General features: G+C 70.5%; 22 protein-coding genes and 2 pseudogenes. 20 read left to right on the top strand and 4 right to left on the bottom strand.

Going from position 1 to position 25,157, the window contains the following annotated elements:
* The first annotated feature begins 20 nt into the window (after positions 1 to 20).
* The 11 genes and pseudogenes from ACZ4M8_RS13425 (at position 21) to ACZ4M8_RS13375 (ending at position 10,282) form a co-directional block, all read left to right on the top strand.
* Complete coding sequence (locus ACZ4M8_RS13425) at positions 21 to 1,136, top strand: Zn-dependent alcohol dehydrogenase (protein ID WP_467606444.1); 1,116 nt, start codon at positions 21 to 23, stop codon at positions 1,134 to 1,136.
* Between the two features lie 17 nt (positions 1,137 to 1,153).
* Positions 1,154 to 2,410 (top strand): aspartate aminotransferase family protein, encoded by a 1,257-nt coding sequence (locus ACZ4M8_RS13420; RefSeq protein ID WP_467606441.1) that lies wholly within the window; start codon positions 1,154 to 1,156, stop codon positions 2,408 to 2,410.
* A 98-nt stretch (positions 2,411 to 2,508) separates the two neighbouring features.
* The gene (locus ACZ4M8_RS13415) at positions 2,509 to 2,949 is read left to right on the top strand and encodes an AMP-binding protein (protein WP_467606439.1); all 441 of its coding nucleotides are present in this window, start codon (positions 2,509 to 2,511) and stop codon (positions 2,947 to 2,949) included.
* 42 nt (positions 2,950 to 2,991) lie between these two features.
* Positions 2,992 to 4,671, top strand: a complete 1,680-nt coding sequence (locus ACZ4M8_RS13410; protein ID WP_467606437.1) for a class I adenylate-forming enzyme family protein — start codon at positions 2,992 to 2,994, stop codon at positions 4,669 to 4,671.
* Between the two features lie 3 nt (positions 4,672 to 4,674).
* Complete coding sequence (locus ACZ4M8_RS13405) at positions 4,675 to 5,457, top strand: SDR family oxidoreductase (protein WP_467606434.1); 783 nt, start codon at positions 4,675 to 4,677, stop codon at positions 5,455 to 5,457.
* 28 nt (positions 5,458 to 5,485) lie between these two features.
* Positions 5,486 to 6,727 (top strand): acyl-CoA dehydrogenase family protein, encoded by a 1,242-nt coding sequence (locus ACZ4M8_RS13400; protein ID WP_467606433.1) that lies wholly within the window; start codon positions 5,486 to 5,488, stop codon positions 6,725 to 6,727.
* The gene (locus ACZ4M8_RS13395) at positions 6,724 to 6,987 is read left to right on the top strand and encodes a hypothetical protein (RefSeq protein WP_467606431.1); all 264 of its coding nucleotides are present in this window, start codon (positions 6,724 to 6,726) and stop codon (positions 6,985 to 6,987) included. Before ACZ4M8_RS13400 ends, ACZ4M8_RS13395 begins: the two co-directional genes overlap by 4 nt.
* 252 nt (positions 6,988 to 7,239) lie before the next feature.
* A complete protein-coding gene (locus ACZ4M8_RS13390) occupies positions 7,240 to 8,106 on the top strand; it encodes a phytanoyl-CoA dioxygenase family protein (RefSeq protein ID WP_467606429.1) in 867 nt (288 codons plus the stop codon).
* A 239-nt stretch (positions 8,107 to 8,345) separates the two neighbouring features.
* Positions 8,346 to 9,053, top strand: a pseudogene (locus ACZ4M8_RS13385) (RsbRD N-terminal domain-containing protein); the annotation flags it as partial.
* Between the two features lie 62 nt (positions 9,054 to 9,115).
* A pseudogene (locus ACZ4M8_RS13380) lies at positions 9,116 to 9,648 on the top strand (ATP-binding protein); the annotation flags it as partial.
* A gap of 7 nt (positions 9,649 to 9,655) precedes the next feature.
* On the top strand, positions 9,656 to 10,282 hold the full coding sequence (locus ACZ4M8_RS13375) for a TetR/AcrR family transcriptional regulator (protein ID WP_467606426.1): 627 nt from the start codon (positions 9,656 to 9,658) through the stop codon (positions 10,280 to 10,282).
* 71 nt (positions 10,283 to 10,353) lie between these two features.
* Here the strand turns inward: ACZ4M8_RS13375 and ACZ4M8_RS13370 are convergent, their stop codons facing one another.
* Entirely contained in the window at positions 10,354 to 13,569 is a 3,216-nt protein-coding gene (locus ACZ4M8_RS13370; RefSeq protein ID WP_467606425.1) for a bifunctional cytochrome P450/NADPH--P450 reductase, read from the bottom strand.
* Positions 13,570 to 13,822: 253 nt separating this feature from the next.
* On the opposite strand from ACZ4M8_RS13370, the gene ACZ4M8_RS13365 reads away from it, so the two are divergent.
* The 4 genes from ACZ4M8_RS13365 (at position 13,823) to ACZ4M8_RS13350 (ending at position 20,041) form a co-directional block, all read left to right on the top strand.
* Positions 13,823 to 14,884, top strand: coding sequence for a zinc-binding dehydrogenase (locus ACZ4M8_RS13365; protein WP_467606422.1), 1,062 nt, complete (start codon positions 13,823 to 13,825; stop codon positions 14,882 to 14,884).
* Positions 14,885 to 15,436: 552 nt separating this feature from the next.
* Complete coding sequence (locus ACZ4M8_RS13360; protein WP_467606420.1) at positions 15,437 to 16,774, top strand: DUF6801 domain-containing protein; 1,338 nt, start codon at positions 15,437 to 15,439, stop codon at positions 16,772 to 16,774.
* 130 nt (positions 16,775 to 16,904) lie between these two features.
* Positions 16,905 to 17,315 (top strand): hypothetical protein, encoded by a 411-nt coding sequence (locus ACZ4M8_RS13355; protein WP_467606418.1) that lies wholly within the window; start codon positions 16,905 to 16,907, stop codon positions 17,313 to 17,315.
* Positions 17,312 to 20,041, top strand: coding sequence for an NACHT domain-containing protein (locus ACZ4M8_RS13350; RefSeq protein WP_467606416.1), 2,730 nt, complete (start codon positions 17,312 to 17,314; stop codon positions 20,039 to 20,041). Before ACZ4M8_RS13355 ends, ACZ4M8_RS13350 begins: the two co-directional genes overlap by 4 nt.
* Before the next feature lie 128 nt (positions 20,042 to 20,169).
* On the opposite strand, the gene ACZ4M8_RS13345 is transcribed toward ACZ4M8_RS13350, so the two are convergent.
* The gene (locus ACZ4M8_RS13345; RefSeq protein ID WP_467606414.1) at positions 20,170 to 20,493 is read right to left on the bottom strand and encodes a hypothetical protein; all 324 of its coding nucleotides are present in this window, start codon (positions 20,491 to 20,493) and stop codon (positions 20,170 to 20,172) included.
* Positions 20,494 to 20,597: 104 nt separating this feature from the next.
* Between ACZ4M8_RS13345 and ACZ4M8_RS13340 the strand changes: the two genes are divergently transcribed.
* The 4 genes from ACZ4M8_RS13340 (at position 20,598) to ACZ4M8_RS13325 (ending at position 22,811) form a co-directional block, all read left to right on the top strand.
* Positions 20,598 to 20,888 carry a transposase gene (locus ACZ4M8_RS13340; RefSeq protein ID WP_467606576.1) on the top strand — a complete coding sequence of 97 codons (291 nt, stop codon included), beginning with the start codon at positions 20,598 to 20,600 and terminating at the stop codon, positions 20,886 to 20,888.
* A 201-nt stretch (positions 20,889 to 21,089) separates the two neighbouring features.
* Entirely contained in the window at positions 21,090 to 21,821 is a 732-nt protein-coding gene (locus tag ACZ4M8_RS13335; RefSeq protein WP_467606411.1) for a DUF6333 family protein, read from the top strand.
* Positions 21,822 to 21,905: 84 nt separating this feature from the next.
* Positions 21,906 to 22,328 carry an FAD-dependent oxidoreductase gene (locus tag ACZ4M8_RS13330; protein WP_467606409.1) on the top strand — a complete coding sequence of 141 codons (423 nt, stop codon included), beginning with the start codon at positions 21,906 to 21,908 and terminating at the stop codon, positions 22,326 to 22,328.
* A gap of 75 nt (positions 22,329 to 22,403) precedes the next feature.
* On the top strand, positions 22,404 to 22,811 hold the full coding sequence (locus ACZ4M8_RS13325) for an FKBP-type peptidyl-prolyl cis-trans isomerase (protein ID WP_467606407.1): 408 nt from the start codon (positions 22,404 to 22,406) through the stop codon (positions 22,809 to 22,811).
* A 130-nt stretch (positions 22,812 to 22,941) separates the two neighbouring features.
* Here ACZ4M8_RS13325 and ACZ4M8_RS13320 read toward each other — a convergent pair whose 3' ends face one another.
* On the bottom strand, positions 22,942 to 23,136 hold the full coding sequence (locus ACZ4M8_RS13320) for a hypothetical protein (RefSeq protein ID WP_467606405.1): 195 nt from the start codon (positions 23,134 to 23,136) through the stop codon (positions 22,942 to 22,944).
* Between the two features lie 192 nt (positions 23,137 to 23,328).
* Here ACZ4M8_RS13320 and ACZ4M8_RS13315 point away from each other — a divergent pair, with 192 nt between their 5' ends.
* Positions 23,329 to 23,994: a DUF1345 domain-containing protein gene (locus ACZ4M8_RS13315; protein ID WP_467606403.1), complete on the top strand. Its 666-nt coding sequence runs from the start codon at positions 23,329 to 23,331 to the stop codon at positions 23,992 to 23,994.
* Between the two features lie 185 nt (positions 23,995 to 24,179).
* Here the strand turns inward: ACZ4M8_RS13315 and ACZ4M8_RS13310 are convergent, their stop codons facing one another.
* Entirely contained in the window at positions 24,180 to 25,154 is a 975-nt protein-coding gene (locus tag ACZ4M8_RS13310) for a DNA polymerase Y family protein (protein ID WP_467606400.1), read from the bottom strand.
* Between the last annotated feature and the right edge of the window lie 3 nt (positions 25,155 to 25,157).

Here is a 25,157-nt window from a genome sequence, read left to right as displayed (position 1 = left end):
AACACGGAAGGGAGACTTTCATGACGATCGAGTTCGACGCCGCCGTCTTCAGGACGCCGAACGAACCGCTGGCCATCGAGCGGGTGACGATCCCCTCGACGCCTCCGCCCGGCGAAGTGCTCGTGCGGCTCCGGGCGAGCGGGGTGTGCCACAGCGACCTCCACGTCCTCCTGGGCGAATGGGAGGTTCCTGCGCCGATGATCCTCGGCCATGAGGGAGCCGGGATCGTCGAGAGTGTCGGCGAAGGCGTCACGACGCTGAAGCAGGGCGACCACGTCGTATTGTCCTGGACGCCCTCGTGTCGCCGCTGCCGCTACTGCGTCAGTGGCAGGCCCGTCCTCTGCGACATGGTGAGCGAGCACTCGGCGAACCACCTGTCGTTCGACGGCCGGTCCCGGATCACGTCCGCCGGCGGGGACGACGTCCTCAGCTTCGCGGGCCTCGGAACGTTCGGCGAGTACGCCCTCGTGCCCGAGTCGGGTGCGATCGCCGTCCGGGACGACGCCCCGTTCCCGCAGTCGGCTCTGGTCGGATGCGCCGTCACGACCGGTGTCGGCGCGGCCGTCAACACCGCCGGCGTGCGTCCGAGCGACACCGTGCTGGTCCTCGGCTGCGGCGGCGTCGGCCTGAACGCGATCCAGGGTGCCCGGCTCGCCGGCGCGCGGAAGATCATCGCCGCGGACGTCTCCGACGAGAAGCTGGAGCAGGCGCGCGTCTTCGGCGCGACCGACCTGATCAACAACGCCCGCGAGGACTTCGCGGACCGGGTGCGACAGCTCACCGACGGACGCGGGGTGGAGATCGCCATCGAGGCCATCGGGCTGCCCCGCACCATCGAGTCGGCCTACGAGGTCCTGGCCCGGGGCGGCACGGCGGTGGTCGCCGGGCAGGTGGCGGACGGCCTGAAGGTCTCCATCGATCCCTTCGTCATGTCCGATCAGGAACTCTCGCTCATCGGCTCGAACTACGGCTCCAGCAAGCCGGCTTCCGACTTCCCGCTGCTGATCGACCACTACATGAACCACCGCATCGATCTCGACTCCCTGGTGACGAGCGTGATCGGTCTGAAGGACGTCAACGAGGCGTTCGACCGGATGAAGCGCGGCATCGGCATCCGCTCGGTGATCACGTACTGAAAGGCAGGGGTGATCTCATGGCCCTGGAATCATCACGCTCGGCCTTCGAGCGAGCCCGCCGCAGCGTCGGCGGAGGTGTGGGGTCGGGTCTGCGCGCCGCGATGCCGCCTCATCCGCTCTTCGTGCGCGAGGCGCGGGGCGCACACGTCTGGGACCTGGACGGCGACCGGTACGTCGACTACGTGATGGCCTGGGGCCCGCTCGTCCTCGGTCACGGTGACCCGCGGGTGCTGTCAGCGGTGTCCGAGGTCGCGACGAAGATGCAGGTCGTCGGCACCGGCCACCCGCTGGAGTACCTCGCGGCGGAAGCGGTCCTCGAAGCGGTGCCGCACGGCGAGCGGCTGCTGTGGAGCAACACGGGGACCGAGGCGGTGCAGGTGGCCCTGCGCCTCGCGCGCGCCGCCACCGGCAGGCGCCGCGTCCTCAAGTTCGCCAGGAGCTACCACGGCTGGCACGACACCGTGTACGCCGGGATGTCCGAGGACGACTGCGACCGCCCGGCCACCCCCGGTGGGGCGGGGCAGTCGGCCAGCGTCCTTGACGACTTGGTAGTGGCGCGCTTCAACGACGTGCGGCTGGCCGAGCGCTTGCTGAGCGAGGCCGTTGAGCGCGACATCGCGGCCGTGCTCGTCGACCCGGTGATGAGCAACGCCGGCGTCGAAGCACCCACACCGCGGTTCCTGTCGACGCTGCGGACCCTCTGCGACCGGCACGGCGTCGTCCTCGTCTTCGACGAGGTGATCGCCGGGTTCCGGATCGCCCGGGGCGGGGCGGCCGAGAAGTACGGCGTGCTGCCCGACCTGTCCGTCTTCGGGAAGGCGATGGCCGGCGGCTTCACCCAGAGCGCCGTCGTCGGCCGGGCCGATCTGATCGACCAGGTGACCTCCGGCGTCGTGCACGCCGGAACCTTCAACGCCAACCCGATCGCGCTGGCAGCCGTCGCGGCGACGATGCGCGTCCTGGCCGATCCGTCGGTCTACGAGCAACTCGAAGGGATCTCGTCCGAGTTCGAAGCACTCGTCGGCGGCGCTCTCGGTCCATCCGCTGAGTTCGGCCGCTTCAACCGGGTCGGCTCGCTCCTCCAGTACGTCCCCGCCGGTGGGTCCACCGGGCTGCACGGGACCGGCGGGCTCTGGACCGTGATCCTCGAAGGGATGCTGCGTCAAGGCTTCCTGTTCATGCCGTCCGGCAAGGTCTTCATCAGCACGGCACACACCACCGCCGACATCGAGGCGACGGCCGAGATCCTCGACCGGCTGCTGCAGAAGTTGTGACGCGCTGTCACGTCGCGTGCAACCCTCACCCGCTCCGGGCCAGGCCGCGTGTTCTGTTCCCCCGAGGTCTGGCCCGGTCCACCTCCCCGGAAGACACCATGCTGAACCTTTCGGTCCTGCCCGAGGACTCCGCCCGCTCGCACCCTGACAGAGACGCTGTCGTCCTCGGCACGACGCGCCTGAGCTACGCCCAGGTCGAGGCCGCCGCCAGCCCCTTGGTCGACCGCGGCATCCGGCCCGGCGACAAGGTCGCGCTCAGCTGCCCGAACGTGCCCCGGTCCCCGATCGTCCACTACGGGATCCTCAAGGCCGGCAGCGTAGTCGTACCGCTCAACATCCTGCTCAAGGGCCGGGAGGTCGCCTACCGCCTCGCCGGCTCGGAGGCGAAGGCGTACTTCTGCTTCGAGGGCCGTCCCGACGAGCTGATCACCTGGGGCAAGGAGCAGATGGCCGCCTACAAGTACCCGCGCGTCGTGGAGATCGTGCATTCCCTGCCGATGACGTCCACCGGAAAGATCCTCAAGCGCGAACTCACGTGACCGGCACGCCAAGCGCGCCGACATGGATGGGAAGGACGGCAGATGACAGTGGATGAGAGCCGGCAGCGGGACGTGTTCCACGACGGATCCGGTACGGGTCCGGACACGGTTCCCGGCTCGCTCGTGGCCGCCTGGAAGGCACGCGTGGCGAAGAACCCGGAGGGCGTCGCGCTCCGCTTCTTCGACGGTGCTCTGTCCGCGCGGGAGGTGGACGCGGCGTCGGACGCCCTGGCCGCCGCGTTCGAGGCCCGCGGGACCGGCCGGGGTGATCGCGTCGGGGTGTACCTGCAGAACGTCCCGCAGTACGCGCTGGTGCTGCTGGCCCTGTGGAAGCTGGGGGCCACGGCGCTGGGACTCAATCCGATGTACCGGCGCCAGGAGCTGCGCCGAATCGTCGAGGACTCCGGGGCGGTCGGCGTCGTCTGCGCGGACGAGGACGTTCACGAGACGCTCGGCACGCTGGCGGGGAGTTCGGTGCGGTGGCTGATCAGCACGTCGGCGCTGGACTACCAGTCGAGGAACGATCCGCGGGTCTTCGCGACGACACAACGCCACGCCCCGGCGCCGGACGGCGACCTGGTGGCCCTGATCGGCGAGTTCGAGGGCCGCGGCCCCTCGCCCGTGGAGCCGACCCGCGACGACATCGCGTTCCTGACGTACACCTCGGGGACCACGGGCCCGCCGAAGGGTGCCATGAACAGCCACGGCAACGTCCTGAGCGTGGTGGCGACCTGCGCGTCGTGGATGGGCGTGAGCGACGGAGACGTCGTGCTCGCCATGGCCCCGCTGTTCCACATCACCGGCGCGGTGGTCAACGCGACGATCTCCCTGCTCACCGACACCACACTCGTCCTGGCCGGCCGCTTCCACCCCGAGGTCGCCCTGGAGACCTTCGCCGAGCACGGGGTGACCTACACGATCGGCTCCATCACCGCGTACAACGCGCTCTACGAGCTCCCGCAGGCCGGACCGGAGCACTTCGCCTCGGCGAAGGCCCTGTACTCGGGTGGCGCGCCGATCCCGCCGGCCACCGTCGAGCGGTTCCGGGAGCGGTTCGGCGTCCACCTCCACAACGGCTACGGGATGACGGAGACGACGTCCGCCGTCATCGCCGTACCGCCGGGTGAGCGGGCGCCGGTGCATCTGCCGAGCGGGACGCTGTCCATCGGCAAGCCGCTGCCTCATCTCACCGCGCGCGTCGTCGACCTGCATGGCGATCCAGTGCCCTGTGGTCAGCAGGGCGAGCTGGAGCTGAGCGGGCCGCAGGTCGTTCCCGGGTACTGGGGCAAGCCCGAGGCCACCCGGCAGACGATGCCGGAGGGCCGGCTCCGTACCGGCGACGTCGCCGTCATCGACGAGCAGGGCTGGGTCTACCTGGTGGACCGGCTCAAGGACCAGATCAACGTGTCCGGGTACAAGGTCTGGCCGCGCGAGGTCGAGGACGCCCTGTACGAGCACCCCTCGGTCCTTGAGGCCGCGGTCGTCGGACAGCCGGACGCCTACCGCGGCGAGACCGTCGTCGCCTACGTCTCGCTCAAGGCGGGCCTGCACGCCACGGCGGAAGAACTGATCGCCTTCTCCCGCGACCGGCTGGCCGCCTACAAGTGCCCCCGCACGATCCGTTTCCTCTCCGACCTGCCCAAGACCCAGAGCGGCAAGATCCGGCGCGCCGAGCTCCGCGGCCTCGACGGCACCGAGCCGGATTCCCCCTCGAAGGACTGATCAATGAGCGAGAACTCCACCCACCGAGGCCGTTTCTCCGGCCGGGTCGCCGTCGTGACCGGCGCCGGCCGGGGCATCGGTCTCGCCGTCGCGGAACGGCTCGTCGCGGAGGGTGCGCGCGTATGCCTCACGGCCCGCAAAACCGGACCGCTCGAAGAGGCCGCCGCCACCCTCCCCCCGGGCAGCGTCATCACCGTCGCCGGCAAGGCGGACGACCCCGAGCACCGCCGCGAGGTCTTCGACACCGTCGCACGCGAATTCGGCGGGCTCGATGTCCTGGTCAACAACGCGGGCATCAACCCGGCCTACGGTCCCGTCGTCGGCCTGGACCTCGACGTCGCCCGCAAGGTGCTGGAGGTCAACGTCCTGGCCACCCTCGCCTGGGTGCAGGACGCCGTGGCCCACCCGAAGCTCGGTTTCGACGAGCGCCATGGCACCGTCGTCAACCTCTCCTCGGTGACCGGGGAGACCCCGGCTCCCGGCATCGGTCTCTACGGGGTGAGCAAGGCGGCGGTGTCGCACCTGACCCGGACCCTGGCCGTCGAACTCGGCCCGGAGATCCGCGTCAACGCCGTGGCCCCGGCGGTGGTGAAGACGCGGTTCGCCGAGGCCCTGTACGAGGGCAAGGAGACCGAGGCCGCCGGGGGTTATCCCCTTCGGCGCCTGGGCGAGCCGTCGGACATCGCCTCCGCTGTGGCCTTTCTGGCCTCGGAGGACGCCTCCTGGGTCACCGGCCGTGTCCTCACCGTCGACGGCGGTCTCACGGTCGCCGGCGGCACCGCGTAACGACCGCACCCACCGGCAAAGGAGTGCCATGACTTTCCCTCACCTTCCCCCGGAGACAGCTGAGCTGCGTGAGCGCACGCGCCGGTTCATCCGTGAGGTCGTCGTCGACGCGGAGCCCGTACCGGGCGGACGTCTCGACCGGACCACTCGCGACCGGCTGCAGACCGCGGCGAAGGAGGCCGGTGTCTTCGCGCCGCTCGTGCCGAAGGAGTACGGCGGGCAGGGCCTGCCCCTCGAACACTGGTCACCGATCCTGCAGGAGGCCGGGTACTCGCCGATCGGCCCCAGCGTGCTCAACTGCATGGCCCCCGACGAGGGCAACATGCACATGCTCCACCTCATCGCCACCGAGGAGCAGAAGAAGCACTACCTCGCGCCGCTGGCGGCGGGGGACATCCGGTCCTGCTTCGGCATGACCGAGCCCCACCCCGGAGCGGGATCCGACCCGGCGGCGCTGCGGACCACCGCCGTACGCACCGACGGCGGCTGGATCATCGACGGGCACAAGCGGTTGACCAGCGGCGCCGTCGGTGCCGGGTTCTGCATCGTGATGGCGCGGACCCCGGCCGTGGGCGGTGCCCCCGAGGGGGCCACCATGTTCCTGGTCGACATGGACAACCCCGGGATCCGGGTCGGCGAGGCGATCCACACCGCCGACCGCTCCATCGACGGCGGCCACCCGCACCTGTACCTGGAGAACTGCTTCGTCCCCGAGGACGCGGTCCTCGGCGAGGTCGGACTCGGCTTCCGGTACGCGCAGGTACGGCTCGGCCCCGCGCGGCTCACGCACTGCATGCGGTGGCTGGGACTGGCGCGCCGGGCGCACGACATCGCGCTGGATCGGGCCGGGAAGAGGGAGCTGTTCGGCGGTCCGATCGACACGCTCGGCCTGGCACAGCACCTGATCGCCGAATCCGTCATCGACATCGAGACCTCCGACGCGATCATCACCAAGACCGCGGCCCTGCTGCACAGCACCCCGAAGGCGGGCTCGGCGATGTCCTCGGTCGCGAAGGTCCACTGCTCGGAGGCGATCCACCGGGTGATCGACCGTGCCGTCCAGATCTGCGGCGGCGACGGCGTCTCCGACGGACTCCCGCTGGCCCAGTACCTGAACGAGGTCCGCCCGTTCCGCATCTACGACGGCTCGAACGAGACCCACCGGTGGGCCATCGCCCGCCGTGCCTCGGCCGGCCGGCGCGCTGCCGTCCAGGCCGGTGAGCGCTACCTGGGCGACGCCGTCGTCGGCCGGGACGGGGGCGCGTGGTGACGACGCACCTCCTGACCCTCGTCTCCCCCGCCGTGTCCGGGACGGAATACGCGCCGCTGCCGGAGCAGGACTTCAACCTGTTCCCGCTCCACATCCCCGGCCTGGTCTCCGTACCGGCGGCCTTCCTCCTCGGATGGCTCGGCAGCGCGCGTCCCTGGGAGCGGACCCCACACCGCCGGCACACGGCGCCGGGACCCGCTTCTGTCCGTAGCGCCCCCGGAGCTCGCATCGGCTCCGGCAAGGACCCCGTGAGCGGATAGTCCGCCGTGCCCGCGACCGGACTGTGCATCGTGCACCGGGCCCGGACGAAGCAGGTGCCCGCTGTCGTTCTCGCCTGCGGTACCGGCTGGCGACAGTGAGACGACCGCCACAGGAACAACGCGGAAACGCCGTGCCCACCGACCCCGCCTGACCGTCGCACGGGCGACGCGCGTAAGGCCCCGGAAGACGGAACGCCCGCGGCTGATCACACGGTCGATCAACCGCGCTTCGGATCGAGAAAGAGGACACACATGACGACACAGAAGAAGACCCAGGCACTGACGTCCGTGGCGAACGACACGCCGACGGAGGAGATCCTCAAGATCGTGACCCGTGACGGCGGCGTCGTCATCAAGGGTTTCCTGACGCAGGAACAGATCGTCCGCTTCAACGCCGAGATCGAGCAGCCGCTGCGGGCGCTCGCCCCGGGGTCCACCCACGAGGACGAAATCGTGGCCGCGTTCCACGGCAGCAACACCAAGCGCCTCACGAACCTGGTGACGCACAGCGCCACGTTCCGCAGCGAGATCATCGACCACCCCCTGGTCCACGAGATCAGCGACCGGGTCTTCCTCCAGGAGTCGGGCACGTACTGGATGACCACCGCCCAGGTGATCGAGATCGGCCCCGGCAACAAGGCGCAGATGCTCCACCGCGACCTGGAGAACTGGTTCCCGTTCATCGGCATGGGGCCCGGCGGTCCGGAGGTCACCATCAACTTCCTGGTCGCCCTGACCGACTTCACGGAGGAGAACGGCGCCACCCGCGTCATCCCCGGAAGCAACCACTGGAGCGACTTCGAGGACCGCGGGACCCCCGAGCAGACGCTCCCCGCCGTCATGAACGCCGGAGACGTCCTTCTCATCAGCGGCAAGACCGCGCACGGCGGCGGGGCGAACCGGACCGACGACGAGTACCGGCGGGGCCTCGCCTTCACGTTCAACGCGGGATTCCTCACCGGCGAGGAGGCGTACCCCTTCCTGGTCGACAGGGAACTCGCCAGGACGCTCTCGCCGCGCGTCCAGCGCATGCTCGGCTTCCGCTCCCAGTACCCCACGGGCTCCCCCGGCCTGTGGCAGGTCGACTACGCCGACCTCGGCAACCACCTCGGGCTCTGAGAGCCGGGTCGATCAGAGGCCGCCACAGCCGTCCGAGGAGCACACCATGGCGTTCCCGTACCTTCGCACTATGGGAACCGAGGTCGATGCGTTCCTCGGTCAGCCGGCCCGGCACCTCAGACCACAGGTGAAGAAGCTGGCCGGCCTGCTGCTCCAGCGCCTGAACGGCGAACTCCCCCGGCTGCGGGAGAACGAGGACATCGAGGCCCTGACCCTGGAAGGAGACAGCCCAGCACGTCATCGCCCTGCCGGACCTCCTGGAGGCCCGCCCCGGCGCGAGCGCGCCGCAAGCTCCTCCGGCAGCCTTGGACATCGCCCGCCTCTACGCCCGGCGGGGGATCCCCGTGAGCCGGCTCCTCCGTGCCTACCGGCTCGGCCATCTCGGCCTGCTCGAACACCTGCAGGCCGAAGCCCCCCGCCTCACCACCGACTGGCACATGAGCAACCAGGCCACGCTGAGGCTGGTCGCGATCGTTTTCGACTACGTGGACCGTTCCTCGGAAGAGGTCGTCGCCGCCTGCCAGGAGGAACACGACCGTCTGCTGCAGCGTCGGCTCGCCCTCACCGACAGGGCGAGCAAGCGGATCGGGACCACGCTCGGCATCTCCCGTACCGCGGAGGAGCTGACGGAGGTCTGCACCGAGGACTTCGCCGATCTCGTCACCGTAGACCTCTTCGACTCCGCACTCGACGAAACCGGCGCCGGCCCGCCAGGGGCCCTGACGCAGCGCCGCGTCGCCCAGCGCTCCGTCCTCGACGACTGTCCGGAGTCCCCGCTCCGCGTCGGTGGGACCCACACCTACCCCGACGGCTCTGAGCCGGTTCGCGCGCTGACCACCGGACGATCCGTCCTGCACCACTTCGCGGGGACCGAAATGCCCAGGTGGGTGGCGCCGTCGGAGTCCCACGGCCGGGTACTGCGCGACCTCGGCCTTCACTCCGTACTCCTCGTGCCTTTGCACGCCCGCGGGGAGATCCTCGGCCTGGTGCCGTTCGTACGCCATCGCAGATCTGCGACCGGCTCTTGGCCGCTCAGCTGCCCGGCCGCCCGCCGACGACGTCGCCCTGCTCGTCGCCCGGACCCGTGCCCTCGACCCGGACCACGTGGCCACGATGGACCTCCCGCCCGATCCGGCGGCCGTGTCCGGGGCCCGACGCTTCGCCTCCGACGCCCTGACGACATGGGGGTGGAGGAACTTTCCTTCACCACAGAGCTGGCCGTCAGCGGACTGGTCACGAACGCGATCCGCTACGGCGAGAGCCCCATCCCGCTGCGACTGATCCTCCAGTCGACTCTCACCTGCGAGGTCTCCGATGCCAGCAGCACCGCCCCGCATCTGCGCCGTGCCCGGATCTACGACGAAGGCGGCCGCGGCCTGCTCCTCGTCGCCCAGTGCGCGGAGCGCTGGGGGGACGAGGCACGGTCGCGAGGGAAAGGTCATCTGGGCCGAGCAGGCCCTTCCCGCGGGACAGCGCGGCGACCGCCGAGGTGACGTAACGCCTGCTGGGGGCCGACTTGATCGATCGACTAAGTCGATATAGTGAACGCATGGCTCATGTTTCCGCGGCGGAGCGCCGCCCCCAGTTGATCAAGGCGGCCATCGACCTCATGACCCGGGAGGGCGTCGCCGCGGGGAGCACCCGCGCCATCGCCGCGGAGCTCGGCGTCGCGCAGGCCACCGTCCATTACACCTTCGGCACGAAGGAGGACCTGTACCGAGCCGTCATGGACCAGATCACCGACGAGCTGGTCGCGCAGGTGCAGCGGGCGGCGCCGGAGAACGCGGGCTTCGAGGAGACCTTCAGCGCCCTGGCGGGTGCCCTGTGGGGCACCGTGCGCGAACCGACGTCGCACCACCAGTTGCTCAGCGAACTGACCCTGTTCGCCCTGCGCGTGCCCGGTCTCGACGAGGCCCGGCAGAGCCACTACCGGCGGGTCATAGAGGTGACCGCCCAGGTGATCACGGAGACGGCCGAAAGGGCAGGGCAGGAACTGGCCGAGTCCCCCGAGACGGTGGCCCGGTTCTTCCTCTCCGGCTTCGACGGACTCACCATGCAGGTCCTCCAGACCCTGCCGGACGACGCCACCGAGCGGACGGGGCTCAGGGCGCTCGTGGCCGCAACCGTGGCGCTGGCCAAGGGGGACCTCGGCCTTCCGGACGTACCGACGGCCTGACACGACGCGAGAACGGTTGTGGGCGCACCTCTCCAGGTGCGCCCACAACCGTTTCTTCCTCCTTGCGGGAATCAGCCGGCCCAGACGTCCTCGACGTAGCGTCCGGACGCGACGAGCTCCGCCAGCCACGCCACGGCCTGCTCGTCGCTCGCGCCGGTCCGCTCGCGGTGGATCGCCATGAACGCCTCCCGTACGGCGGGGGCCATGCGGCGGCCGTCGCCGCAGATGTAGACGCGTCCGCCGGCCTCCAGGACCGACCACACCTCCTCGCTCTCGCGGGCGATGCGCTCCTGGACGAAACGGGCGCCGCTCTCGGGCGCGTGCATGAAGGTGGGGCGCATGCTGACTGCGCCGGCCGCCTCCGCCGCCTCGAACTCCTCCCGGTGCAGGAAGTCCACGTCGGGGTGGTCGCAGCCGAAGTAGCAGAGCAGGGTGCCGGTCGAGCCCGTGTGGTGGCGGTCCAGGACGGCGCCGCGGAACGGCGCGAGGCCGGTGCCCGCGCTGACCAGGATCACCGGCACGGAGGTGTCCTCGGGGAGGCGGAAGGACTCGCTGCACGGCAGGACCCGGGCCTGGATCACGTCACCCGCGTCCACGGTCTGCAGGAAGTGCGAGGCGACGCCCCGGAAGGTGCCCTCGCCCGACCGGTGGGGCGCTGCGAGCAGCGACACCATCAGGTCGGCCTCGCCGGGCCGGGCCGCGGCGGACGACGAGATCGAGTAGTGCCGGGGGCGCAGGACCGGGAGCAGTTCCAGGAAGCTCTCGAAGGGCAGCTCGCACGCGCGGTAGCGCTCCAGGAGGTCCAGGACACTGAGCCCCGCGACGGTCACCTGCTCCCGGAAGGTCTCGGGATCGGCGGTGGCGAGGGCGGTGAGCGGCTGCTTCTCGGGCGGGCAGGCGGTGTGCCCGGCGAGCACGGCGACCTGCTCCTGGGTGGCCGCGTACTGGAGCTCGACGAAGTCGCTGAGCAGGCGGCGCAGGGTCAGCGGCCGGTCCACGGGCAGGGCGCCCCGGCTGCGGCGGCGGGCGCGCAGTCGGACGGTGCGGTCCAGGTCGAGGCCGAAGCGGTCGGCGACGCGCCGGACGAGGGCCTCGGGGTTACTGGGCAGGACGGCCAGGTGGTCGGCGGTGCGATAGGTGACGCCCTCGGGCAGCCGGAGCCGCAGGAACCGCTTGGAGCGGCCCAGTTCGTGGTCGGTGTCGACGAGTTCGTACGCTTCGAGGACCTCCATCGGCTGGACGCCGTGCCGTTCGGCGAGACCGCCGAGGACCGACTCCGAGGTGTCCTCCAGCTCGTAGAGTCCTTCCCCTTCCGCCTCAGGCGCGGGGCCGGCCGCTTCACCGGCGGTCGCCTCGCCGTACTCCTCCAGGAGCGCCTTCCACAGATCTTCCGTCCACTGGTCGACCACTCCGCCGAAGTCGCCGGAGGCGTCGGCGCTGCCGCGCTCCAGGAGCGGGACGGCGCCGGCGGCGGTCAGACGCTCGTCGATCAGGGTGGGGATCCGCTGGTAGGTGGCTGCCCAGTTGCGGTCGCCGACACCGAGGACGGCGTACCGCAGCCCGGTGAGCGAGCCGGGGGCGAGGTTCTCCAGCCAGGCGACGAACCCGGCGGCGTCGTCGGTCGGGCGACCGTTGTAGGAGGCGGCGACGATGACGACGGGGCCCTTGGAGTCGGCCAGCCTCTCCGTGTACTGGTCGAGGGAGGCGACGGTCGGGGCGAAGCCGTGCTCCTCGCCGTCCGTGCCGAGGTCGCGGGCGATGCCGGCGCAGGTGCCGAGGTTGGAACCGTGGAGCAGCGTCAGCGCGGTGCCGCTCGCCCGGCGCGTCACGGCCGCGGTCCGGCCCGCGGCGGGGTCCGCCGCCGCGGCGGCGGGCAGGCGCCGTTCGTCGCTGGTGCGGCGGGCGAGCCTCAGGCTGAAGCCGTCGGGCTTGATCGTCAGCGTCGACTTGATCTTCATCTGGTAGTCGGTGTGGTCGATCAGGCGGTAGCGGTGCACCAGCAGGCCGAGCAGCAGGGTGGCCTCGTGCAGCGCGAACTGGCGCCCGATGCAGGCCCGTTCGCCGCTGCCGAAAGGCTTGAAGGCGTGCACCGAACGGGCCGCCTCCCGCTCGGGCGTGAAGCGCCCGGGATCGAACAGCTCGACGTTCTCCCCCCAGGCCGCGTCGCGGTGCAGAGCTGAGGCGATCACCATCAGCGATTCACCCTTGCGTACGGGGTACTTGCCGCCGATGACGGTGTCCTCGATCGGCTCGACGGCGTACGCGGGCGCCGTCGGCCACAGCCGCAGGCTCTCGTTGAGCACCTGGCGGATGTAGGTGAGCTTGCCGATGTCGCCGTACTGGGGGTCCGGGGATTCGGTGTCGCCCCACAGGGCGTCCACCTCGGCCTGGGCCCGGGCGAGCACCTCCGGATGCTTGGTCAGGTAGTACAGGGCGAAGGAGAGCGCGCTGCTGGTGGTCTCGTGGCCGGCGATCAGGAAGGTGATCACCTGGTGCCGGATGTTGACGTCGTCCAGGAGCTCGCCGGTGGCGGGGTCCTTCGTGTGCAGCATCAGCCCCATCAGATCGTCCGTGCCGGTGCCGCCGGAGGCCCGGCGCTCCCTGATCACGTCGTCGACGAGGTCCGTCATCAGGTCGATGTCCGCGCGGAACTGCTCGGTCTTCTTCCTCTTGAACAGTTCGGAGCCCGGGATGGACTCGCCCTTCTCCTGAGCGAAGACGAGGGCCCGGGACATGGCCTCGACGAACGGGTGCAGGTCGTCGCGGCGGAAGGACTGGAAGTCGTAGCCGAAGCCGCACAGGCCGATCGTGTCGAAGGTCAGCCGGGTCATCTCGTCGGGCACGTCCACCGACTGCACTCCGGCCAGCCGGTCCCACTTGCCGATCAGCGACCGGGCGACCTGGAGCATGGGGGCGTGGTAGCTGCGCATCGAGCCGAGTGAGAACGCGGGCATCAGGATGTCGTGGGCCTTGCGCCAGTTCGGCTCGTGGTTGTAGGCGGTGAACAGGCCGTCCCCGGCCAGAGCCCGGACCTCGACCAGGTCGGCATGGACGTGCTTGCGGAACCGGCTCTCGTCCGACAGTTCGGTCACGAGGTCCAGGCCGCCGACCATGACGGTGTCCCTCCCGAAGAGCCGCAGCCGGTATACGGGCCCGAATTCCCTGAACTCCTTCAGCAGGTAGGCCAGGAAGTCCGCGCCCGCGGGAACGTTGAACGCATGGCCTACGAGAGGCAGCGGGGGGCGCTCGGGGATCGCCCGCTCCGCGCCTACGGACACCTGAGTCATGAGCGTGCCTTTCGTTGCACTCCAGCAGTCACCAGCCAACTTACACGCGACTTTGTCGAGTGAACATGTCGAGTGACTGTATTGAATGACACAGTCGTGGGGCGGAACTCGGAACCCCCCGCGAACGTCTGGCGGGAACGACTTGACAGGCGACCTCGCCAATGGACACGGTTAACCGACATGGTCACTCGACCATGTCGAGCGCCTGAGCTACGCGCGCGCTTCTCTTCACCGAGCACATCGAGGTTTCCGCATGAACACCATGCTGGCCGGGCGGCTGCGCCTGGACACCCGTACCTTCGCCGTCGAGGAGGTTCCGATCCCGGTTCCCGGCCCGGGCGAGGTCCTCGTGGAGGTACGGGCGGCGGGCGTCTGCCTGTCGGACGTCCACCTGATCGACGGCAGCCTGAGCCCCTTCTTCCCCACCGACGCGGTCACGGAGGCGGGCGCCGTCACCCTCGGCCACGAGGTGGCCGGTGTCGTCCACGCCCTAGGCCCGGACGTGATGGGCGGCTGGACGCCCGGGCAGCGCGTGGTTCTCCAGGCCGGCGAGGCGTGCGGCGGCTGCGGCGGCTGCCTGCGCCGGATGGCGTGCCACCGACCGCTCACCCGCGGCCTGGACTACGACGGCGGCTGGGCGCAGTACACGATCGCCCGCGAGGGCACGCTGCTGCCCATCCCGGACGACCTGCCCTTCGACCAGGCCGCGATCATCCCCGACGCGGTCTCCACCCCGTACGCCGCCATCGTGGGCACCGGCGCCGTCCGCCCCGCCCAGGCTGTCGGCATCTGGGGCGCGGGCGGCCTCGGCGCCCACGCCGTACGGCTCGCCCGGATGGTCGGCGCGGCCCCGATCATCGCGATCGACCCACTGCCATCGGCCCGCGAGCGAGCCCTCGTCTTCGGCGCGGACGTCGCCCTCGACCCGCTCGCCCCGGGCTTCGCGGAAGCGGTGCGGGAGGCGACGGCCGGGCGCGGCCTCGACGTCGCCTTCGACTTCGCCGGCGTGGGCGCCGCCCGCGCCCAGGCCGCGTCGGTCCTCGGTCCGTTCGGTTCGCTCGTCCTCGCCGGGCTCACCCCGGAGCCGGTCACGATCGCCGACAGCATCGGATTCTGCTTCAACGTCAACCAGGTCCGCGGCCACTACGGCTCCGAGCCCGAGCATGTGGAGCAGCTCGTCGGCCTGGCCTCGGCCGGACGCATCGACCTGGCCCCTTCCATCACGGCCCACGTCCCGCTGGCCGAGGCCGCGGACGCCGTCGCCCGCCTGGAGAAGAAGGTCGGCGACCCGATCCGCCTGGTGCTCACCCCCTGAGCAGGAGGGGCGGTGGCCGGCTCGCCGCGGAGCCCGGGGGGAAGTGTCCGGCACCCCGATCATCGAGCGCCGGAAGCCGGCCCCGCGCGGGCCGCCCGTTGTCCTGCCCTCGGCGATGTCGCTGCCGCTCCTGTACCGGCGGTCCGGCCCACGGGCCGCCGGTACAACACAGATCCCGCCTCTCCCTCCACCTGACCGGCTGCTGCGACTGAAGAAATACTGACCAGTATCCGTCGGCAAGCACGAGAGTTCGCGGTTTTCGCTCTCTATTCAGCAGGAAGAAGATCCCTGGAGACGCCCCCGTCAAGGCGTTTTGGAGCAATCCGAGGGGTGCGCTAAGTTCTCACGCAACCAGAGACGCACGCATCGCGTCTTCCAAGTAATCGTGTATGCCCTGCTGTTCGGAATCGGCCGGGTGCCGAAGATCCGGCACGGGCACACGCAATCCGAACAGCATGCTCCGATTCGGAGAAAGGGAGAGCCGTTCCGTAATCGCACGCCCGCACAGTGAACGGGGGATTACTCATGAACGTCAGGTGTGGCAGGTCAAGGGTGAAGATCATTCTTGCGGTCGCCACGGTTTCGGGAGCAACAAGCGGGATGGTGGGCGTTATCGGAGCCGGAGAGGCTTCCGCGCGACCGCTTACGCGCACATTCGCCTATACGTGCTCGGCCCAGATGATCGGCGATCAGCCGATGACGGTGACGGTCACCTCGGACCTCCCGAAGTCGGTCGCCGTAGGAGCGCCCAGCAGGACCGTCGCCGTCAAGGCGGTGGCAAAGGTCGACGCGAGCTTCACGCAGTGGCTCGCCAAGGCCGGTATGAAGTCCATCGGGGGCACGGCGGACGCGAGGGCCCATGTGGCCGCGCCGCAGAACGATTTCGACCTCACGGTCCCCTTCCAACTGAGTACGACCAACGCCCCCGCGTCCGGCCCCTTCAGCATCAACGCAACCGCCGGCGCGACCGCCCCCACCTTCCACCATCCCGGCAGGGGCACGGTCACCGCCGGCGACCTCACGCTCCACCTCACCGCGCGGAACGACAATCTGTGGCTGACGGCCGACGCGCCGTGCACCCTGAACGCCGGCCAGAGCGATGTCGTCACGTCCTTCGACGTCACGGAGCCGGGCTCGGGCGCCTCCGCCACTCCGCACCCTTCGCCCGGATCGGGGAACTCCGTAACTCCGCGGCCGACGACCGGATCGGCGGGCGCGCCGGTTCCCGGACCGACGACCGGATCGGTGGGCGCTGCCGCTCCCGGGCCGCAGACCGGCTCGGTGGGCGCCGCCCCCGCAACCCACGGTGCGTCCATGCCCGGCAAGCCGAGCCCCGGCGTGTCCGGCGTCCCGACGGTGACGGCCCCCACCCGTGCGGAGCCGGGGTCGGCTGAGCCTGCGCCCGCCGGCAAGACCTCGGCAGGCGGGCAGGACACCAGGAATCTCATCCTGTCGGCCGTGGGTGTGCTCGCGGCATGCGCCGCCGCCTTCGGCCTCGGTGCGCGGCGGAGGAACAACGGCCGTCCCGGCAGCGACGGCGGAGAAGCGCAGCGTCCCTTCGTCCCCCAGCAGGGTCCGCTCGTCGAAGGCGTAAAGGACGGAAGCGCCGCTGCCGGTCACCACAGGAGGGACTTGACCGCTGCCGTCCCTCCGCGTCGGGCGCACGGCGGCAGGGCCGCATCGCGCTGCAGCGCGGATCGCAGGGTCGCGGAGGGCCGAAACCTGCTGTGGGGGCGCCATGTTCCCCACCAGGCCGGCCCTCAGGATCTCGGTGCGCGGGCCCGCGGTGGCGCCGATGTGCGCAGCCGACTCCCGGGCCTGCCGGAGGGTGAAGACATCGGTGCCGGGGCCGACGAGCAGTCCGGCACCGCATACGTTCGGCTGTCGTAGGGAAACGGCCACCGTCTGCGTGACGGAGGGTCGAGCAAGGCGGCGGGTAGGCACAGCAGGTGCCTACCTGCCGGGCGGTGGGAACCACCACGGAAAGCTGACTGTTCACGCGAAGAGGGAGGTGCCTCGGGTGACGGAGATCGACACTCTGCTCGGCCAGGTCGTGCCTGCGGTGGAAGCGGCAGTGGGCGCATACGGCGTCGGCGTGCTGACCAGAGCCGAGGACGAGGCGGCCGGAGCGACGATACGGCTGGGACAACGGCTGCTCGCCCGGATTCTGCACCGCGACACCCGTACGAGGTCGATCGAGGGCGCCGTCACCGACCTGGCGGGGAGGAGCGAGGATCCGAACGCGCAGGCCGCCCTGCGCGAGCAGATCGGAAAGGCGCTGAGGGACAGCCCGGAGTTCGCCGATGAATTGTCGCGGATGCTGTCCGAGCCCCCGGCCACCCAGGCCCCCGGGGCGCGCAGCGTTTCCGTCACGGAGAATGCCGGGATCATCTCCATGGGCGACAACTCGACGATCATCCAGTATCGGTGAGCATCACGCCGGATCCGGGGGAGCCGGAGCCCGCCGGCCGTGCGGTTCCCCAGCCGGACGGTCAGGCGCGGATCCAGATCGGGACCAACTCGGGCATTGCCGTCCGGGGCGACGGCAATGTCATCGTGCAATTCTCTGCGGAGTTCCCCGCCGAGGAAGCACTCGCCGGTTTGGTCGAACGGCTCGTCCCTGCAGTGCGCGCCGAGCAGCAATCCGTTGGCGGTGAGCTGGCCGGGCATGCCGACGCACTCGCGCTTGCCGTCCGTACGCGCCTGCAGCCTGAGGTGGAGCAACTACGGCTGATGGACGGGGGGTTGCCTTTGCGCTGGCGACTGGTGCTGGAGAAAGCACCCGGCCACGAAGGCGACCCCGACGACCGGACCGAGGCAACACCTCCTCCCCCGGTGGACCTCGCGGACGTCCTGGAGCAGTCGGATTCCCGTTGGCTGGTGGTACTGGGGCGGGCGGGCTCGGGGAAGACCGCCCTGGCACTGCGTTTCGCACTGGCCCGCCTGACCACACGCAAGGCGTCGGAGCCGGTGCCGGTGATCTTCAGTCTCGGATCCTGGGATCCCGGCGCCCTGTCGCTGCGGAAATGGCTGATCGGCCGACTGGAGCGGGACCACACCTTTCTCGCCGAGAAAGGCCCCGGCGGCATCACGTGGGCCGAGGCGCTGGTGAGTGAGAAGTATGTGCTGCCGATCCTGGACGGTTTCGACGAGATGGCCACCGGTTTGCGCGAAGAAGCGCTGAAGGAGCTCAACAGCTTCCTCTTGCCGCGGATCGTGACCAGTCGCCGCGCCGAAATCGAAGCCGCCGGGGAAGAAACCCGTGTTGTTCCCTACGCCGTCGCTGTCGAACTGATCGACGTCACCTTGGACGACGCCGTCGATTATCTGCAGAAGACCACCGGTACCACCCTCTCCGGCGATACCGGCGCCCCCCGCCGGACCGGATGGGACCCCGTTCTGCGTGAATTGCGCAGCCGGCGGCACACACCGGCCGGCGCCAACCTCGCCGCCGTACTGACCACCCCCCTGATGGTCACGCTTGCCCGGTTCGTCCATGAATCCGAGCTCGACCCCGCGAACCTGCTGAACGCCGAGAAATTCGGCACCCGGGAAGACCTTGAGAAGCACCTCCTGGACACCTTCATCCCCACCGCCTACCAGCGTTTTCTCGACAAAGAGCCGCCGCGGCGCTGGGACGCCGAACGCGCCCGGCACTGGCTCGGCTACCTCGCCGCACATCTGACGGAACTCAAAACGCCCGACATCGAATGGTGGCGGCTGGGGACCACCGTGCAGTTGCGCTGGCTCATGCTGCGGGTCGGGATCACGGTCGGAGTGGTCTGCGGACTCGTGGCCGGACTCGTCTACGGGGCCGAGGGCCTGCTCCTGTACGGGCCCCTGACCGGGCTCGTGGCGGCCGGCATCACCGGCCCGGCGAACGGGCTCGCGATGGGTATCACCTTCGCTCTCATGCACGGGTTCGTCACCAGGATGAAGGTCGGTGGCCCTCAGTTCGAGCCGTCGCTCATGGAGATCAGGCTTCACGGCTGGAAGAGGAACGGGACGGGGAACAGACTGCGGGAGAGCTTCCGCCCCAGAGTCACGGGCGGGCTCGCCGGTGGCCTCCTGTTCGGCATCCTGTGGGCGCTCGGAGCTGCGGCGGTGACGGCCTGGCTGCGTTATCCCGGCCCCCTGATCGCCCTGAATTCGGCGACGCTGCTCGCGGCAGGAATCGGTCTGGGGGGCGTGCTGGGACTCGTCGCCGCGCTCGGGGCCGGGTTCGAGACCACCATCCCGCGAGAGAGAAGCACCCACCCGCCGGACCTGCTGAACACGAACCGCGCCACCGTGCTCAAGCAGCTGCTCACCGTCGGGCTGGTGATCGGAATCGGGTGGGGCACCCTGTTCGGGTCCGTGTCGGACAGCGCCCCGGCCGGTGCCGGGGCAGGGCTGGTGGCCGGGTCCATGATCGCGCTCGGGGTCGGCACCATGACCGCCTGGGGGCGGTGGGTGGTGCTGGCCCGGATCTGGCTGCCCCTGTGGGGGTGGTTGCCGAAGGACCTGGACGCGTTCCTGGAGGATGCCTGGGAGCGCAATATCCTGCGCAAGGTCGGCGCGGTCTACCAGTTCCGCCACGCGCAGCTCCGGGAGCACCTGGCCGCGTCCGTCGGCACCCCGCCCGAGCACATCCTCCACCGCACCGGCAACCTGGACCGCCTGTTCGACGTAGCCGACACCGATGGCGACGGCTACGTCACCGAGGACGACTACCTGCAGATCGCCGGTCGCTGCCGCACCGCCTACGGACTCGACGCGGACGCCGACGAGGTGAAGGCTCTGGAGCGCTTCTACCGGGGGTACTGGGCCGGTCTGCGGCGCCATGCGAAGGCCGACGGCAGGCTCTCCCGCGAACAGCACCGCACCGCTGCCCGCGCGCTCGCCACGGACCCGGATGTGCACAGGTCCGTCGCGGCCTTCGGAGCGGCGTTGTTCAAGGTCATCGATGTGCACCGCGACGGCTCCATCGGTGAGCGGGCACTGAGGCGGTACCTCGACATATGGGACCTCGCCGGCGACGTCTCACGTGTGCTGGCCCGGCTGGACGACGACGGCGACGGCCTCCTCGGCGAGGCCGATCTGATCCGCGCGATCGATGCGTACGTCCGCTCCCCCCACCTGAGGGAAGCGGGAAGTGTGTTCTTCGGCGTCGCGTAGGCCCGTTGTCGCGGAGGCCGGCCCTCCGGCTGAAGGAGGTCAGACCGGCGAACGCCCGGGAACGGGCCCGTATCCGCGGCGAGAAGGGCGTCCGCCGGGGCGGCAGGCCGGTGGCCGCCGCGGCCTGACTACTGCGACGCCAACCAGGCCGCCCCCGCGGAGTGGACGTGCAGGTCGACGACGACCTCCTCGCCCTCCCGGCGGCCGCGCTCCGAGATCGCAAGGCCGATCAGTGCCAGATCACCGGCCTGGGACCGCAGTTCGTACTGCTCATGGGTCTCCTCGCCGACGTCATCCCACTCGTCACGCTCCCACGCGGCCACCGCGGCCTCGGCCACAGCCCTGGGCAGCCGCACCGTGACACGGCCGACCTGGGCGTCGACCCGCTCCCCGATCGCCGCCAGCACCTTCGAGTCTTCCCGGTACCGAACGTACTGCTCTTGATCCACCACGGGGCGAGGCTACTCGAACTCCTGGACCTGTCCCGACTGAGACGATGTCTCAGTCGGCGCGACTGCGCGCTGCACCACTCCGCCACCAGTAGTCCTCATGGGTACTGCGAGGTACTCGGGGGAGTTCAAGCGGGACGCGGTCGCGCTGGTGGAGCCCAGCAGGGCGGCGCATCCCGGCGGTGGCGCGCGAGCTGGGTGTCAACCCCGAGTCGCTGCGCCAGTGGATCGCGCGCTCTCGGGCTGCCGCGGCTGCGGGTGCGGGCTGTGAGGGCCCGTTGAGCTCGCAGAAGCGGGATGAACTGCGCAGGCTGCGCAAGCAGGTACGTGAGCTGGAGCTGGAGCGCGGGATCCTCCGGAAGGCAGCCACGTATTTTGCCAAGGAGACGGGTCGATGACCGGCCGCTGGCGGCTCATCTCCGACCACCGCGATCTGTATGGAGTACGGCGGCTGTACCGGGTGCTTCTGTGCCGGTCATGACGGTGTCGGGAAGCTCGGTGCGCGGCCGTCGGGTCTGCTTCTTCTTGCATCCCATGGGTGCAGACCCAGTGCCCGTTCGCTGAAATCCCGGCCCGTGCTTGCCGATACGGTGGCCCGCATGACTGACACCAGCTACTGGACTTCCCCGCCGGATCGGATAGTGCGCGGCTCGACGGGTCTGTGCCATCTGACCGTGTTCCAGCCGCCGTTCAACATCGACGCCCGCGACCTGCCGCCCAACGACCCTGCCCAGGCACGTGCGTTCGCTGAGTCGTTCGACGACATCGAGGAGGTTCTGGAGGATCTGGGCCTCGTCTCGGTGCAGGATTCGCTGCCGTCGAACGCCCGGTCCGATCTGGACCTCGTCCAGGCCGCCGCGTGGGGGGCCATGCTGAGCATCTCCGGTCCGCGATTCGCGGACGACGGTAACGGCACCCCGGTGATGTCCGAGGCCGAGCGGCTGCGTGAACGGTTCCCCGACGCGCGGATCGTGGGCCGCTGCTCCTACCACGGAGGCATGGAGCACACCGAGGACGTGGTGCTGTTGCCGGACGGTGCGATGTTCCACGCCTTCGGATGGACCGACGAGGAGCCGTTCGTCGTCCTTGGTGACCCGCATCAGGTGATCGCCTCGCTGAACCTGACGGGATGGGCACTCGATAACGCCGGCCTCGACCTGAAAGCAGCCCCGAACGAGGTGGAGTGGTACCGGCTGGGCGGCCTCGCGCTGGGGCACTCGGACCCGTGGGGCTGGGATGAGATGCAGGCCAGCCTGTTCCGCGTGCGGCACTCCGAAGCCGCGGTGTCCGGAATGGAGGACATCTACTTCACCATGTCGACACAGTCTTGAATCGACCCGGCGAACCTACGCGGTCGGAGCGCCGGCGACGGCACCGGCTTCCGGCGAGGCCAACCGGCCGATCACCGCATCATCGTGGAACATGTCGATGGCGGCAGCTTCGGCCTGCTGAAGACGTTCCTCGGCGGTGTCTTCGAGCGGGCCGGCAGGCTGCTGAACCCCGGGAAGTTCGCGCTCGTTCTGCGCAAGGGGCTTCTCGCCTCGGGAGTGCGGGTGTACGAGCGGACCGCCGTACGCGCGGTCGAGCCCCACGCCTCGGGAGCCGTCGTCGGCGTGCCCGGCGGCCGCGTCCGCGCCGAGCGTGCCGTTCTGGCCACCAACGCCTGCTCCCGCGACCTCGCGATCGCCCCGAAGCGGATGGCCACACCGGTCCGGACCAGCGTGGTCGAGACCGAACCGGTCGCCCCCGAACATTTGGCGGCGACCGGCTGGACGAGGCGTGGCGCTCGCCGCGGGCAGGCCCTGGCGGGCTCCGCGCCCGGCATCTCGGTAGCGTGACCGTCTGCTGTGTGGAGGGTCCACGCGGGAGTCCGGTCCGTGCCAGGGCTTCCGGCGGAGAGTGCTGAGGCTGCGATGAGTGAACCGACGAAGCCCGTGGTCGATGTTCCGGAGGGTGACGCTCCTACCGAGTTGACCGTCCGGGACCTGACCGTCGGGGACGGTGCCGAGGTGAAGCCGGGCATGGTGGTCAGAGTCCACTACGTCGGGGTGACCTTCGAGTCCGGCAAGGAGTTCGACGCCTCCTGGGGCCAGGGCCGGCCGTTCAAGTTCACCCTGGGCGGTGGCAAGGTCATCAAGGGCATGGACCGAGGGGTGCGGGGGATGAGGGTCGGCGGCCGGCGCGAGATCACCGTTCCCCCGCGCCTCGGCTACGGCAAGCAGTCACCCTCGCCGTTGATCCCGGCGGGCTCGACCCTCATCTTCGTGGTGGACCTGCTGGACTCGTACTCCCGCACAACCGGGTGGAGCAACGCCCGGTGACCCCGGCCGCCCCTCCCCCGCGGCGTACCGCGTCGCCTCCCGGGCGGGTGCCGCCGCGCTCCTCGCCCGCCGCTCCCGCCCCGCAGCGCCCGAACGGTTTCGCCGCGGCGCGTCGGCCGCCGAAGGTCACTTACGCATCGGGGGTACGGCGGGCGCCCGGAGGCGGGGCGGTCAAGGTGATGGCGGCATCGAGGAGGGCCTGGATGCGGCTCGGTGTGAACCTCTCCGGCTCGATGGGGAACATCATCATCCAGCCGTCGCCGATGGCCCCGAGTTGGTCGGCGGGGATGTCGTCACGGTCGAGCGGAGAACGGCGGCGCAGCACCCGGCCCGGCCGACCGGCAGAAAAACCGGTTACGGAGGGCGGGCCCGGACGGTTCCGCGCGGTGTGGCACGCGCGCCCGACACGCCGCGGTCCCGCCGCCACGACGCCGGGCCGGAGCACTCGTACCATCGGCCGGGATCCGCCCGCCCGGCGGCGCCCGTCACCATGATGTCCGTCCGGAGAGGCTCGTCCGTGCACCACTGGCTTTCCGAACGGCGCCGGTCGGCGGTGAGCCTGGTCCTCGCGGTGTGCGCGGCGGTGGTCCTGCCCAACGACAGCGTGGCGCAGATCTCGGCGGCGGACGTCGGCGTACTCGTCCTCTTCGCCTACCTCGTTCCCTACCTCGCCCTCACCCTGGCCGCCTTCTTGAGCGTGACTCCCGAGCAGGTCCGCTCCTGGGCGCATCGCGAGGCCCGCGGCACGTTCTCCCAGCGCTACGTCCTCGGGAGCGCACCCGGGCCCGGGGCATCGCTCTTCATCGCGGCTGCCGCGCTGGTGGTGGCGGTGTTGTGGCTTCCCGGTCACCTCAGCACCGCCTTCCCCGCCCTCCCGCGCACACTCGTCGCTCTCGCTCTGGTCGTCGTCGCCTGGATCTGCGTGGTCGTGGCCTTCGCCGTCACCTTCCAGGCCGACAACCTCGTCGAGAACGAGGAGGCACTCGACTTCCCCGGTGAACAGGCCCCCGCCTGGGCCGACTACGTCTACTTCGCGCTGGCCGCGATGACGACGTTCGGCACCACCGACGTCAACGTGACGTCACGGGCCATGCGGCGGACCGTTGCGGCGAACACGGTCATCGCCTTCGTCTTCAACACCGTCACGGTCGCGAGCCTGGTGTCCGCACTGGGCCACCGCTAGCCGCCGGCGAAGGCGGCGCGGCGCGGCGCGGCCGAGCGATCCGTGAGCCGCCCGGCCATCGCGACGCGGGCCCCGTCGCGGCTCCTGCTGAGATACGGGGACCGGTGCTGAGATACGGGCTCGATCGCTGAACCGGGTCAGCCCCCTGCGGGCGCTGCCGCGGACTTCCCCGCGCCCCGGGACGGTCAGGGCATTCCGGCGGTGCTGGCCGGGCGCACCTTGTCCGGGCCGAAGCGGGAGCGGGCGCGGTCGGCTGCGGTCTCGATGCGGCGGGTCCTGTCGTCGTCGGGGCCGAAGGTCAGCTGGCGGGGAGCCGATGCCGCGTCGTCGAGGTCACCGGCGCGCAGGGTGAGGGAGCGGACCCGGGCGCGCTGCAGTCCGAGGCTCCGGTGCACGGCATGGGCCGCTGTGCGAAGTCGCGGGCTGTGGGCGGTGGGTTCGGGCAGGGTGCGGCTGCGGGTGGTGGTGGAGCGGTCGGCGTACTGGACGGTCAAGGTCAGCGAGCGGCACACCCGGCGCTGGTCCCGGAGCCGGGTGCCGAGTTGTTCGGCGAGGTGGGTCAGGGCGGCGCGTTGCCGGGTGGGGTCGAGTTCGTCGTGGCCGAAGCGGTGCTCGGCGCCGAGCGTGCGGGGTGGGGCGCCCGTGGTGACCTGGCCGGGGTCGATACCGGCGGCGCGCTCGTGAAGCGTGCGGCCGGTCGCCGTGCCCAGGATGCGCTGGAGGGTGAGCAGCGGGGTGGCGGCGATCCGGTCGGCGGTGTGCAGGCCGTAGGAGGCCAGGGTGCGGGCGGCGGCCGGGCCCACGCCGGGCAGCGCCGCTGCGGGCAGCCCGGTGAGGAAGCGGGTGATGGCTTCGGGGTCGTCGGGGACGGTACGGATGGCGCCGGGTTCTCCGCGGTGGGCGGCGAGTTGGGCGAGCAGCGGGTTGGGGCCGATGCCGACCGTCGCGTCGAGGCCGAAGAGCGCGGCCGTACGCATCCGGATCAGGGCCGCGATGCCGGCGGCGTCGCGGTCGAAGTAGCGGGTGCTGCCGGACACGTCGGCGAGCGCCGCGTCGGGCGGCAGGGCCTGTACGACGGGGGTGAACTCGCCGAGTGTGCCGAGGAGTCGGCGGTAGGTGGCGTCGGGCTGCGGGTCGCCGAAGTGGACGTAGAGGATCATTGC

The organism is Streptomyces sp. NPDC027185, from assembly GCF_055567035.1.
The sequence above is the reverse complement of the archived record's forward strand: the minus strand, read 5'-3'. Positions and strand labels throughout refer to the sequence as shown.